This window comes from Rhodococcus sp. T9N (assembly GCF_024436645.1).
Classification (GTDB): domain Bacteria; phylum Actinomycetota; class Actinomycetes; order Mycobacteriales; family Mycobacteriaceae; genus Rhodococcus_F; species Rhodococcus_F qingshengii.
In genome coordinates this window covers 106,525-119,157 of sequence record NZ_JAMSKS010000002.1, presented here as the reverse complement: position 1 = coordinate 119,157, position 12,633 = coordinate 106,525, and the positions used below count along the sequence as shown (strand labels likewise).

Genomic DNA, 12,633 nt, shown 5'->3' with positions numbered 1-12,633 from the left:
CCAGTCTCGTAGGTTAGGCTCACCAGACTATTGGATGGTGAATCCTTTGCTCAGCCGCGGTGAATGCACGTGGCTGTGACGGTCGGAAGCAGTCGGTAACAGGAGTTTGTGAATGAAACGCAGTAACTCGCGGACGAGGTACATGCTGGGTGGTTTCGTCCTCGCCGCCATAGTGGCAACGACGACTGCTTGTGGCGGTGACGATCTTTATGACCCGGGGATGCAGCCCGACACCGTGCACGCGGTCACCCACGCCCGTGGAACTACCGACGTACCGACGGATCCGCAGCGAGTTGTCGTGCTCGAGCCGGTTCAGCTCGACACGTCGGTAGCGCTGGGCGTGATTCCCGTGGGCACCGCGGTACTCAGCGAGACGACCGGCGTTCCGGCGTACCTCGGTGAGAAGGCGGCGGAGATCGAGATGGTCGGAACCGTCGCGGCACCGAACCTCGAGAAGATCGTCGCACTGAGCCCGGACCTGATCATCGGAACGGAATCGCGGCACGGTGATCTGTACGAGCAGCTCGCTGCCATCGCACCGACCGTCTACATGGCAACTCAGACCGATCCGTGGCAGGACAACGTCCAGTTCGTCGCAGAGGCGTTGAACAAGACCGATCAGGCAGGTGAACTGCTCGGTGACTACACGGCACGCTGCGAGGAGGTGGCGAGCAAGCACAGCACCGAGGGCAAGACCGCTCAGCTGATCCGCCCACGCGACGACGTTCTGACGCTGTACGGACCCACGTCGTTTGCCGGAAGCACTCTCGAATGTGCTGGACTCACGATTCCCGCACGCGACTGGGAGAACTCGATCTCCGTCGACCTCTCCCCGGAATTCGTCTCCGGAGCCAACGCCGACCTCATCCTGGTCACCTCCGCGAAACCGGCCGATGCCGGCACGATGCCGAAGGCCGTGGCAGACAACGCCGGATTCTTCCCGAACCCGCATCTGGTGGACATGTCCTACTGGATCACCGGCGTCGGACCGCTCGGCGGCCTCACCGTTCTGGACGACCTCGATCGCATTCTCGGAGCGTCGAATTAGCAGTGCGCGAAGGAGCAGTGCGCGAGAGAGTCGCTAAGTTGGAGCCTATGACAACTCCAGTACAGAACATCGCGATCAACACCCTCGGTGGCGTGCCCACCTCTTTGGGTGAATACGACGGCCGCGCCGTCCTCGTGGTCAACGTCGCGTCCAAGTGTGGACTGACCCCGCAGTACTCGGCGCTAGAGAAGCTGGCCAGCGAGTACGCCGATCGCGGTCTGACCGTGATCGGTATCCCGTGCAACCAGTTCATGGGGCAGGAACCGGGTACCGCCGAAGAGATCGAGACGTTCTGCTCCACTACCTACGGCGTCACGTTCCCGCTTCTCGAGAAGATCGAGGTGAACGGCGAAAACCAGCATCCGCTGTACGCCGAGCTCACCAAGGCGGCCGACGCCGAAGGCGCTGCGGGAGACATTCAGTGGAACTTCGAGAAGTTCCTGATCGGACCGGACGGCACCGTCGTCAACCGCTTCCGTCCGCGGACCGAGCCTGACGCACCCGAGGTTGTCGCCGCGATCGAAGCTACGCTTCCCAAGAACTAGAGGTTTCCAAGAACCAGTAGGTGCGCTGAAAACTGCCGCCGGATGATCATCCGGCGGCAGTGTGCTGTTCACCCACAGCTGCCACTATCGGAGTATGTCCGCAGAACTGATCGTGTCGGTATCCGGAATCAGAGACGAGACATGTTATCTCGCTGCCGGATTCGCAGACGAGATGGACACTCGAGGTGTCCGCTTGTCGCTCCTGGTGGCGCCGCGACTGAAGGACAAATACCGACTGGCCGACGACGCGGTGACGACGGCTTGGCTGCGTGAGCGTCGCGAGCACGGCGATGCCATCGTTCTGCACGGCTACGACCAGGCCGCGACCAAGCGTCGCCGAGCCGAGTTCGCCACTCTGTCGAAGCACGAAGCGAAACTGCGACTACTCGCTGCGGACCGCGTTCTCGAGCATGCAGGCCTTCGGACCCGGGTGTTCGCACCGCCGCGCTGGGTGGCGTCGCCCGGTGCCATGTCGGTGTTGCCGGAGACGGGCTTTCGCACGATGGCAGGCCTCGGGGCAGTACATGATCTGACCCGCGGAACCTTGCAACGGGGAAGGGTTTTCGGGATCGGCGAAGGCTTCAAGGCCGAGCCGTGGTGGTGTCGCGCATTGGTTCTCGGAGCCGGGCGTGCCGCCAAACGTGGGGGACTGGTCAGATTGTCGATCACGGCCAAGCAGTTGGGAAACGAGGGCCCACGTCAGGCCGTCCTCGACGCCGTCGACCTTGCCCTCTTCCACGAAGCCGACTCGCAGGTGTATCGGTGGAACTCCCCGTCTCAGGAGCTCGGCGCTGCCTGAATTCGGCAGTTGGCAACTATTTGATAGCTACGAGACTATGTCATCTGTCCGGGTTGTCCGAGCGGGCAGACTCTTCGCGTTTCTCCACTTCCTTGCTGGTAGTAGTGCAGAGTGGGTCAAAATCGCATAAAACGGACGTTCAATTAGAGCGCTGGGTCAGCCAACTCTCCCACTGCTAGAGTGCGTGCAGTTAATCTGCCGCTAGTCGATGGGATCGGAATCTCGCCATGCGCACGAGAGTGTTCTCCAAGTCGGCCGAGGGTCTTTTCGCCGTGGCTGTGGGCGCAGTAGTCTGTGCTGCGTTCGTTCCGGCGCTCGCGTCTGCCGCTCCGACCGGCGCGGTTCACACGCTGCCGACGGGCAGTGTCGACGGCGGGTCGAGCGGATCGAGCGATGGCGTCCGCACCGCAACCGTCGACGATGAAGGTGAGCAACTCACACTGCGCCTTCACAAGATGAACCTGCGGGGATCCGAGTTCTCGATGGCTGTGCAAGACAGCGACGGAGAGCTGACCGACGCGGTGATCCCGGCGCCCCGTTCGTACATCGGCAGCGTGGAAGGGCGTCCGGACGCAATAGTCTCGGCCATCGTCGACTCCGCCGGAACACTGCGAGGGCAGGTGATTTTCGATCGTGGTGCTTCGCTCGAGTTCGTCGGATCCGACGTGGTCGGTCGCAGCACGGCGCCGATCGACGCAAAACCCAAGTGGCCCACCGCCGCCATTGCGCCGGCCTCGGCCGCAAGGGTCGGCAAGACGGTCAAGCAGTTCGTGGTGGGACTGGACCTCAGTGGCGAGTGGTACTCCGCGCACGGCGCAGGCAGTCCCGCCGTCGCTCTGGATCGGGCCGAGGAATCAATGGCCCGCACCGCTGCCATCTGGATCAGAGACGTCGGGATTCGGCCGGCCCTCGGTCGAGTTGTCCTACGGGCAGATTCCGCCGGTGATCCGTACTCGAGCAGTTGTGAAAATCTCGAGCAGTTGGAAGATCTGTGGTCCGATCAGGTCGGGTCGAGCGTCGATCAGGCGACCGTCGTGTGCGCATCCGGTGGCGGAAATGCCTACTACTCGAAGTTCGAACTCGACCACAGCTACGCGCATGTCGGTGCCGAGTCCGACGGCAACTTCAGCCGCGTTCTCCGCCACGAGTTGGGCCACAACTTCTATGCCGACGACTACCACGGCGGCGGCGCCGAGGGATCGACCATCATGAACGGTAACGACCTCTCGCGCTTCGACGGCACCGAATTCGCTGCCATCGTCGATGCGGCGGAGGTTGCCTCGGCTCGACTCGACGACGTCGGTCGGTACACGGCAAGCCCGATCCCGCCGTACGCCGCACTCGACACCGCGCGGGTCCGCTCAGGCGGCACAGTCACCGTCGACGCCGTCGCGAATGATCATGACAGCAACGGAGATTCGATCAAAGTGACCGGCGTCGGGGCGACGTCACTTCTCGGTGGCACCGTGAAGCTCGAAAACGGCGAAGTGGTGTTCGAAGCCGGAACGAAGGCAGGCACCGACAGGATTCTCTACACACTCACCGACGCAGCCGGTGGCACGAGCACCGGCTGGATCATCGTCGATGTGAGTGCGTGAGAACCGAATCAGGCGACTTCGACGCTCGACTCCTCGCCGAGAACTCGGAACTCGGTGCCGTCGGCAGCCATTTCCGAGTAGCGACCGTAGAAGATGCCTGCGGCCTCGTCGCGGATGATCGCTTGATGAATGGGAACCGCAACGCGCGGCGCCACCGCGCGGAGGTAGTCGATGGCCTCCGAGATCTTGAGCCACGGTGCGGCAGCGGGGAGGGCGAGAACGTCGATCTTTTGTTCGGGGACGTAGAGGGAATCGCCGGGATGCATGAACCGTGCCGGGTTGGTGGCGTCACCGAGGAGGAACGCGGTGTTGTCGATCATCGGTAGGTCCGGATGGATGATTGCGTGCTCTCCGCCCGTTCCGGTCACCTCGACGTCGCCGATGCTGAACCGGTCGCCCGGCCGGACGCCGGCCCAGCGCCCACCGAGCTTTTCAGCCGTCTGCGGATCGCTGTAGAGCACGGCGTCGGGATTCGCTTCGGCCAGTTCGGGCAGCCGCGCAGGGTCGGCGTGATCGGGGTGTTGATGTGTCACGAGGATGGCGTCGAGGCCGGTGATGCCTTCGAATCCGTGCGAGAAGTTGCCGGGATCGAAGAGGATCTTCGAGCCGTTCAACTCCACGAGCACACAGGAATGGCCAAAATGTGTCAGTCGCATGATTTCGAGTATGCGCCGCCCCGAAGGGACTCGCAGGCGGGTTTCACAGGTGGTGGCCGTCACGCCCCGATCACTCGATGCGAACCATCTCGGGTCCGCCCGGTAAACTGGCCATCACCCGAGCGTTTCACTCCGGGTTCGCGCACTAGTACCGAGGAGCAGCACGTGGCCCGTGTCGTCGTCGAAGTCATGCCCAAGGCCGAGATTCTCGACCCCCAGGGACAGGCAATTGTCGGGGCACTGTCTCGCCTGGGCTTTGCAGGAGTATCCGATGTCCGTCAGGGCAAGCGGTTCGAGTTGGAGATCGACGGCAGTGTCGAAGACGCCGAACTCGAGAAGATCGCCGAAGGCCTGCTGGCCAACACGGTGATCGAGGATTGGACCGTCAGGCGAGTCGAGGCATGAGCGCACGTATCGGAGTAATCACTTTCCCCGGCACGCTCGACGACATCGACGCGGCTCGGGCAGTGAACCTGGCCGGCGGTGAAGCTGTCGAACTCTGGCACGGCGATGCAGACCTCAAGGGTGTCGACGCGGTCATCGTGCCCGGCGGATTCTCGTACGGCGATTACCTTCGTTGCGGCGCGATCGCACGTTTTGCTCCCGCGATGGGCAAGGTTGTGGAAGCAGCCAAGGGCGGCATGCCGGTCCTGGGCATCTGCAACGGTTTCCAGATCCTCTGCGAAGCAGGTTTGCTGCCCGGTGCCCTGACCCGTAACCAGGGTCTGCACTTCATCTGCCGCGACGAGTGGTTGACGGTCGAAGCCAACAACACGGCGTGGTCCTCGCGATACGAGGCCGGCGCGCAGATCCTCATCCCCCTCAAGTCGGGTGAAGGTCGCTTCCAGGCGTCCGAGAAGGTTCTCGACGAACTCGAGGGCGAAGGCCGCGTCGTCTTCCGTTACTCGGAGGAGAACCCCAACGGCTCGCAGCGTCGTATCGCCGGCATCTCCTCGGCCAACGGCCGGGTCGTCGGTTTGATGCCGCACCCCGAGCACGCCACCGAGGCTCTCACCGGTCCCAGTGACGACGGATTGGGCTTGTTCTACTCGGCCCTCGACGCGATCGTCACTGCCTGATCGCCTGCTGATTTTCACCACTGAACGCCGACCGGAAATCCGGTCGGCGTTCAGTCGTATGTGGGCCCGGTACCCAGGGCTACTGGCTGTAGGAACTGAGGAAGTTGCCGAGTCGCTCGAGTGCCGTCGAGAGATCGTCGGTGTTGGGGAGAGTCACCAACCGGAAGTGATCGGGTTCGATCCAATTGAACGCGCGACCGTGGCTGACAAGAATCTTCTCCGATTCCAGTAGATCGAGAACGAACCTCTCGTCGTCGACGATGCCGAACTTGTCGACGTCGAGCTTGGGGAACAGGTACAGCGCCCCGTCGGCCTGTTGGCAACTGATCCCGTCGATGCTGTTGAGCGTGGTGTGTGCGAGATCGCGCTGGGCCGTCAGCCGACCTTGTGGAAGCAACAGGTCCTCGATGGACTGGCGTCCGCCGAGTGCAGTCTGGATAGCGTGCTGCGCCGGCACGTTGGCACACATTCGCATGTTGGCCAGCAATTTGATGCCTTCGATGAAGCTCGACGCCCGCTCGAGTGGTCCGGTGATGGCCAGCCATCCGGCTCGGAATCCGCACACGCGGTAGGCCTTGGACAGTCCCGAATACGTCAGACACAGAACGTCTCGCCCGGTCATCGTCGCAAGGTTTGTCATGGATCGGCCGTCGTAGACGATCTTTTCGTAGATCTCGTCGGCGAAGAGCATCAGATCGTGTTTGCGCGCTAGATCCACGAAGCGTTGCAGCACCTCCGTCGAGTAGACGGCGCCCGTCGGATTGTTGGGATTGATGACGACAATCCCTCGGGTGCGCGGCGTGATCCGAGCTTCCAGATCGTCGAAGTCCGGTGCCCAGCCTTGGCTTTCATCGGTGAGGTAGTGCACGGGCGTGCCGCCGGCAAGTGAAACCGAAGCCGTCCACAAGGGATAATCGGGAGCGGGAATCAGGATCTCGTCCTCTGGATTGCAGAGGGCCTGCATCGTCAGGGTGATCAGTTCGGACACACCGTTTCCGAGATAGATCTCGTCGACGGTGACGTCGGTGATACCCCGCGTCTGGTGGTACTGGACCACCGCAGTGCGCGCCGAATACAGTCCGCGAGAATCGCAATATCCCTGCGCGGTAGGGAGATTGCGGATCATGGCCATCATGATTTCGTCCGGAGCTTCGAACCCGAAGGGGGCCGGATTGCCGACGTTGAGTCGCAGGATCGTGTGTCCCTGATCCTCGAGTTCTTCGGTCTTGTCGAGAATTCGCCCTCTGATGTCGTACCTGACATTCTCGAGCTTGCGGGCCTGATCGATGGGTGTGTTCACGCGGTTACGTACCTCTCCGGTTCGGGTGGGTGAGTTGTGTTTCAGATGAGAAGGGCGCCTCAGGGTTCGGTCTGGAAACGGACATTGATTCGCGATAGCGCTGGCGGCGAAAGAAGAGTAGCGCTACTATGATTCGACATGTCCAATGATAGCAGTTCGAGGATTGTCGCAGCCTTGCGTGAGTGGATCGCGACGGCTCCTCCAGGCGCGAAGCTTCCGTCCACTCGGTCGCTCGTCAGCCTGCACGGGGCGAGTCCGGTCACCGTGCAGAAGGCGCTGCGAACACTGGTATCTCAGGGGGTTGTGGAGGCTCGTCCCGGTGTGGGGACCTTCGTGCGCGCAGCGCGCGTCGTGCGACCCAACGACTACGGGTGGCAGACAGCGGCGCTCGGATCGCCGAACTATCGTCTGCAGTTGCCCATGGCGCTGCAGTCCACCTCCAACGACGTGATCGCGCTGCATTCCGGCTATCCGGCCCGAGAGCTGTTGCCGGAAGGTCTGGTTCGTGCAGCCTTCACCAGGGCGACGCGAACCGACGCCGTGTTCAATCGGCCCCTCGCTGCCGGGCTTCCGGAACTGCAGTCCTGGTTTGCCTCCGAATTGGGTTCCGCCACTCCTGCCGGGATCACTCCGCCGGGGCCGAACGACGTGGTTGTACTTCCCGGCAGTCAGGGTGGGCTTGCGACGTCCTTTCGCGCGTTGGTGGGGGAGGGGCGTCCGTTGCTCATGGAATCGCCGACCTACTGGGGAGCGATCCTGGCCGCCGCGCAGGCTGGAGTCACGGTCATTCCGATTTCCAGCGGCGCCAACGGTCCTGATCCTGAAGAGCTTTCGCGTGCATTCGAACAGACCGGTGCCCGTGCGTTCTACGCACAACCGAGCTTCGCGAGTCCGACCGGAGCGCTGTGGTCGCCGTCGTTGGCTGACAAGGTTCTCGACACCGTCCGTCGGCACGGCGCATTCCTCATCGAGGACAGTTCGGCGCTCGACTTCGGAATCACCGCAGATCCCAGCCCCATCGCTGCACGAGACGACAGCGGTCACGTCGTCTACCTTCGTGCGCTGACCAAGAGCGTGTCCCCATCGGTGCGAGTTGCCGGATTGATCGCTCGGGGTCCGGCGTACGAGCGGATTCTGGCTGATACACAGGCAGATTCGATGTACGTCAGCGGGATGCTGCAAGCGGTAGCGCTCGACGTCGTGACCCAACCGGCCTGGCGAACGCACTTGCGCAGGCTTCGTCACCAACTCGAGGCCAGACGCGACCTCCTCGTCTCGAGTCTGCGCGAGCATGCGCCGGACGCTCACCTCGATGCCGTACCGAAAGGCGGACTCAACCTCTGGCTTCGGCTCCCGGACACCACGAACCTCGAACGTGTAGTGCAGGACTGCCGGTCGGCCGGCGTCATCGTCGGAGCCGGTGACGATTGGTTCCCGGCAGAACCGACTGGAAAGTTCTTGCGGCTCAACTACGCCGGACCGAACCCGGGTGAGTTCCCCGACGCCGCCCGCATTATCGGCAGAGCAATCACGCAACATATGTAGAACTTCACCTCGCTGGTGGTTGACCTTAACTTCCGTTGAGGTTTTATCGTCGTGTGCATGAACAAACAAGCGATGCAGCCACCGGCCAACCAGCCGATCGGATTCTGGACCGCGCGAGCCGGTGAAGCGATTCGCGCGCGCACGCGCGGAGCACTCGAAGCGATCGGCGTCACCCAGCCGGGGTGGTGGGTCCTGCACCAACTTTCGCTGCACCCTGAAGGGGTGGAGCGCGCTGTCCTCTTGCGGACGATCGGTCCGAACGAATCCACCGACGTGATCGATGACGCCGTCGACTCTGCCCTCGAACTGGGGTGGGCGCGCGAAGACGGGTCTGTCCTTCGCCCGACTGATGCGGGCTCCGAGCAGTTCGATCGCGCCGCGCGGGTACAGCAGATGCTGCAGGAAGAGCGGATGCAGGGAATCACCGAAGAGGAGTTTGTCACCACCATCACTGTGCTGCAGCGAACCATCAAGAACGTGGGCGGCGACGCCTGGCACTGGTAGCAGACATTATCTGGGCCCGCTGCCGGGTAGAGCGGCTTCGATCAATTCGACGGCACGGGACACACCGCCCGCCGCTGCGAGTTCTTCTGCCAACTCCGCGCTGCGTCGGCGGAACTCGTCGGCGCTCACCAGAGTCAGCGCCTCACGAAGCTCTACTGCCGTGACGGTAGCGCTGTCGACGCGTACTGCGACACCGGCGTCGACGAGCGAGTCGGCGTTGCCGAACTGATCGACGGCTTGCGGCACTGCGATCATGGGTGTCCCGGTCACCAGTCCCTCGCTGGATCCGCCCATACCCGCGTGGGTCACGAACGCGTCGGCCTGCTGCAGAATCGCGAACTGCGGTACCCAACGGTGTATTTCGACGTTGTCGGGCAATGGTCCGAGATCTGAGATCTGCACCTGCTTTCCGATCTGAAGGACGACGTGCCAGCCGTCCATCTGGCCGAAAGCCTCGACGCAGGTGCGGTAGAAATCCGGATGATCGGTGAATGCTGAACCCAGCGAGATCAACAAGAGCTTGCGTTCGGGATCCGGGTTCACCCAAGGTTGACTGCTCGGTTCGAGTGCGGGGCCGACGAACGTGTAGACGTCGCAGTTCACGCGATCGGCGTTGGGCTGCATCGATTCTGCGATCAGCACGATTGCACGGGGTGGGCGTCCGGTGAACTCACGTGGATCGACCTCGACGCCTTCGGCGCGGAAGAACCGGGTCTCCCGATCGAGCAGGTCGACGCCTCTCGGATCGGAACGAATTTCGTCGTACATCGGTGCGGCGTCGGCTTCGTAACCGTCCCAGGCAACGTACGTCGGCGACAACTGGATGATGGGAACGCCCCACTGCTGAGCCAGTATTCGTGCCGGAATGCCGGCGATGTCGTAGAGAAAGAGGTCAGGGCGATCGTCTTCGTAGATTCGGCGTAGCTGCGGCAGCATCGACTCGTAATCGTCCTGGAAAATCGTCAACTGATCGATCAGATCCCCGTCCCAGCTCTTCTCGGGTTCGGCGCCGTCGGGAGAAGGGACGAGGCTGGGCAGCGTGGAGACGTACGGTGCGAATTCGGCCCCGGTCGCCTCGATGATCTCACGCATCGACTCGTCGTTGGCATAGGTGACGCGGTGACCGGCGGCGACGAGACGCGCGATGATCGCCAGGCTCGGATTGACGTGGCCCGGTGCCGGAATGCTCACCATGGCGATATGTCTGCGGGTCATCGATCACTCCTGCCGTCTGACTGTTCTGGAACAACTCCGGATACCGGACCGAGACTATCCACCAGGATGGGTAACGGCATCTGATTTTTGCCGGGGAAGTACCGTGCGCACTCGAGTAGGACTACGCATCCGAGTGCCGGGATGGGCGAGCAGACTTCGAAGCATGAGCACACCGACAACACCCTCGAAGACCACTGCAGCCTTCTATCTTCAGGCCGGAATAGCCTTTGCCGTCAGTTTTGTCGGCACCCTCCTCGGAATTGCGTATCTTCCGATCGATGCGTGGCAACGCGGATTTCTCGGAATGTCCTTGCTGTTCTTGGTCACCAGTACGTTCACGTTGGCAAAGGTGATTCGTGATCAGCAGGAGGCATCCACAGTCAGGGTTCGAGTGGACGAGGCTCGACTCGAGAAGCTGATCGCCGAGCACGATCCGTTCAAAGCGGCAGCCTGAAACCTGTCGGCAAGGTGAGGATCAGCGTGCTGCCGAGAGGTTGCTCGTTTCGGAGCGCCGACAGATCGCCGCCGTGTGCGAGCGCGAGGCTGCGCGCAATCGTGAGCCCCAAACCGGAACCGTCGGATCGATCACCGCGATGGAAACGGTCGAAGACTGATTCGAGTTGGTCTGCGGGAATTCCGTCACCGGTGTCGGTGACGGACACCGAGAGGTGGTCACCTTCCCGTGCGAGTGTCACCGTCACCGAACCTCCGCTCGGAGTGTGCCGCAACGCGTTTTCGAGCAGATTGGCGAGGATCTGTTCGATTCGTTGGCGATCGACCTCGGCCGTGATCGGTTGCGGAGACAGAGCGGTCGTCAATTCGACTCCACGCTCGGCGAAACGTGGCGCCGCTGCTGCCGTTGCGCTGCAAACGATGTCGTCGATCTTCTCATCTCGGCGATCGAGTTCGAGAGCGTGTTCGTCGGCCGCGGAGACGTCCGCCAGATCGCAAGAGAGCCGACGCAGTCTTTCGAGTTGATCGCGCATGACCGACCATGAAGAGTTGTCCGTGGGGAGGACGCCATCCTCGATGCCGTCCACGTACGCAGCCAAAGTCGATACCGGAGTGCGTAATTCGTGGGCAAGATCGGCAAGCAGGCGTTTGCGGACCCGATCCGAATGATCAAGGCGTGCCGCCATGTCGGCAAAGGCAGTTTCGAGACGCGTGAAATCTGCGTCCACGTCAGACCTGTCGATAGTCACGTCGAAGTTCCCGTCGGCGACGCTTTGCGCCGCCTCCGCGAGCGTTGTGATCGGGGCCGTGATGCGTCGGACGATGTAGACCGCGGCGATGCCTGCACCCACCAATGCGACCGCGATCCCGCACAACAGTGCGATGGTCATGGTCTGAGCGAACGCTTCTTCGGTGTGGGTACGGACATTCGAGTCTTCGATGCCGGCCATCATGAGGTGGTTGTGAAAGAGTGGGGCAGCCACGGCAATGGCAACGGCGGCGATGGCGAGGCAGGAAACGAACAGGACGACAAGCTGTGCGAGCAGCAGTTTTCCGCGTAGCCCGAGTTTCTTCATGACGACCCCGTTCATGACGACCGCGTTCATGACGACCTCAGGGAGTATCCGACGCCCCTGACGGTTCTGATGAACCGAGGATCGGTCGCGTCGTCGCCGAGTTTGCGGCGTAATGCACGGACATGGACGTCGACGATGTGTTGGTCCCCGAACCAGGGCGACCCCCACACCGAGGCGATGATGTCTGCTCGACTCCAGGCGGCGTCAGGTCGGGTAGCGAGGGCGGAGAGCAACGCGAACTCGGTGGGTGTGAGATCGACCGGGCGGTTGTCGACATGCACGGTGCGGGCGAGGACGTCGATGTCGAGACCGGGTGGCGTCGGCAGCGCTTCCGGCAGCATGCTCGACGCACGTGGCCGTCTGAGCAGTGCTTTCACTCGCGCAACCAACTCGCGGGGGCCGAAGGGTTTGACCACGTAGTCATCTGCGCCAGCTGCCAGTCCGGTCACCTTGTCCGACTCGTCACCGCGGGCGGAGAGCATCAGGACGTACGCGTCGGAAAACGTACGGATCCGCCGGCAGACTTCCAGACCGTCGAAGCCCGGGAGCATCAGGTCGAGCACGATCAGCGCGGGCTCGAATTCGCGCACCGAACGTACTGCGCTCGGCCCGTCGTGGGCGAGGCGCACGGTGAATCCTTCGCGTGTCAGATAGTTGGCGACAACCTTGGCGAGGGCAGTCTCGTCGTCGACGACAAGAACGCGCCCCGGTTCCTCGCCAGGTCGTAGTTCGGCGCTCATCAGACCGAGGTTAGTCGACTGCGTGTCTGCATTGCTGGCGCGTGGTGGTTTCCACTCGACTGTGAAGATTCGATG

14 protein-coding genes are annotated in these 12,633 nt (G+C 62.4%); 9 read left to right on the top strand and 5 right to left on the bottom strand.

Annotated elements, in window-relative coordinates; translation table 11 throughout:
• The first annotated feature begins 112 nt into the window (after positions 1-112).
• From M1L53_RS04380 to M1L53_RS04365, 4 genes are all read left to right on the top strand, one after another.
• Entirely contained in the window at positions 113-1,048 is a 936-nt protein-coding gene (locus M1L53_RS04380; RefSeq protein WP_054188013.1) for an iron-siderophore ABC transporter substrate-binding protein, read from the top strand.
• A 47-nt stretch (positions 1,049-1,095) separates the two neighbouring features.
• Positions 1,096-1,593, top strand: coding sequence for a glutathione peroxidase (locus M1L53_RS04375; protein ID WP_054188033.1), 498 nt, complete (start codon positions 1,096-1,098; stop codon positions 1,591-1,593).
• A 94-nt stretch (positions 1,594-1,687) separates the two neighbouring features.
• The gene (locus tag M1L53_RS04370; protein ID WP_007734443.1) at positions 1,688-2,392 is read left to right on the top strand and encodes a DUF2334 domain-containing protein; all 705 of its coding nucleotides are present in this window, start codon (positions 1,688-1,690) and stop codon (positions 2,390-2,392) included.
• A 227-nt stretch (positions 2,393-2,619) separates the two neighbouring features.
• Positions 2,620-3,990 carry an Ig-like domain-containing protein gene (locus tag M1L53_RS04365; protein WP_054188012.1) on the top strand — a complete coding sequence of 457 codons (1,371 nt, stop codon included), beginning with the start codon at positions 2,620-2,622 and terminating at the stop codon, positions 3,988-3,990.
• Between the two features lie 8 nt (positions 3,991-3,998).
• Here the strand turns inward: M1L53_RS04365 and M1L53_RS04360 are convergent, their stop codons facing one another.
• Positions 3,999-4,646 carry an MBL fold metallo-hydrolase gene (locus M1L53_RS04360; RefSeq protein WP_037132300.1) on the bottom strand — a complete coding sequence of 216 codons (648 nt, stop codon included), beginning with the start codon at positions 4,644-4,646 and terminating at the stop codon, positions 3,999-4,001.
• A gap of 165 nt (positions 4,647-4,811) precedes the next feature.
• Here M1L53_RS04360 and purS point away from each other — a divergent pair, with 165 nt between their 5' ends.
• Both purS and purQ read left to right on the top strand, forming a co-directional pair.
• The gene (gene purS / locus M1L53_RS04355) at positions 4,812-5,051 is read left to right on the top strand and encodes a phosphoribosylformylglycinamidine synthase subunit PurS (protein WP_003945817.1); all 240 of its coding nucleotides are present in this window, start codon (positions 4,812-4,814) and stop codon (positions 5,049-5,051) included.
• Complete coding sequence (purQ, locus tag M1L53_RS04350) at positions 5,048-5,725, top strand: phosphoribosylformylglycinamidine synthase subunit PurQ (RefSeq protein WP_003945887.1); 678 nt, start codon at positions 5,048-5,050, stop codon at positions 5,723-5,725. The genes purS and purQ overlap by 4 nt, the downstream gene beginning before the upstream one ends.
• Positions 5,726-5,804: 79 nt before the next feature.
• On the opposite strand, the gene M1L53_RS04345 is transcribed toward purQ, so the two are convergent.
• Positions 5,805-7,025, bottom strand: coding sequence for a pyridoxal phosphate-dependent aminotransferase (locus M1L53_RS04345; protein ID WP_054188011.1), 1,221 nt, complete (start codon positions 7,023-7,025; stop codon positions 5,805-5,807).
• A 138-nt stretch (positions 7,026-7,163) separates the two neighbouring features.
• Between M1L53_RS04345 and M1L53_RS04340 the strand changes: the two genes are divergently transcribed.
• Both M1L53_RS04340 and M1L53_RS04335 read left to right on the top strand, forming a co-directional pair.
• Positions 7,164-8,570: a PLP-dependent aminotransferase family protein gene (locus tag M1L53_RS04340; protein WP_054188010.1), complete on the top strand. Its 1,407-nt coding sequence runs from the start codon at positions 7,164-7,166 to the stop codon at positions 8,568-8,570.
• 57 nt (positions 8,571-8,627) lie between these two features.
• A complete protein-coding gene (locus tag M1L53_RS04335; protein WP_037132303.1) occupies positions 8,628-9,074 on the top strand; it encodes a MarR family winged helix-turn-helix transcriptional regulator in 447 nt (148 codons plus the stop codon).
• A 6-nt stretch (positions 9,075-9,080) separates the two neighbouring features.
• On the opposite strand, the gene M1L53_RS04330 is transcribed toward M1L53_RS04335, so the two are convergent.
• Complete coding sequence (locus tag M1L53_RS04330) at positions 9,081-10,289, bottom strand: macrolide family glycosyltransferase (RefSeq protein WP_042920301.1); 1,209 nt, start codon at positions 10,287-10,289, stop codon at positions 9,081-9,083.
• 163 nt (positions 10,290-10,452) lie between these two features.
• On the opposite strand from M1L53_RS04330, the gene M1L53_RS04325 reads away from it, so the two are divergent.
• Complete coding sequence (locus M1L53_RS04325) at positions 10,453-10,743, top strand: YiaA/YiaB family inner membrane protein (RefSeq protein WP_003945505.1); 291 nt, start codon at positions 10,453-10,455, stop codon at positions 10,741-10,743.
• Here M1L53_RS04325 and M1L53_RS04320 read toward each other — a convergent pair.
• Together M1L53_RS04320 and M1L53_RS04315 are read right to left on the bottom strand one after the other, a co-directional pair.
• Entirely contained in the window at positions 10,727-11,848 is a 1,122-nt protein-coding gene (locus M1L53_RS04320) for a cell wall metabolism sensor histidine kinase WalK (protein WP_003945690.1), read from the bottom strand. The two genes, M1L53_RS04325 and M1L53_RS04320, sit on opposite strands and share 17 nt — an antisense overlap.
• Positions 11,845-12,558, bottom strand: coding sequence for a response regulator transcription factor (locus tag M1L53_RS04315; protein WP_003945526.1), 714 nt, complete (start codon positions 12,556-12,558; stop codon positions 11,845-11,847). Before M1L53_RS04315 ends, M1L53_RS04320 begins: the two co-directional genes overlap by 4 nt.
• Positions 12,559-12,633 lie beyond the last annotated feature (75 nt).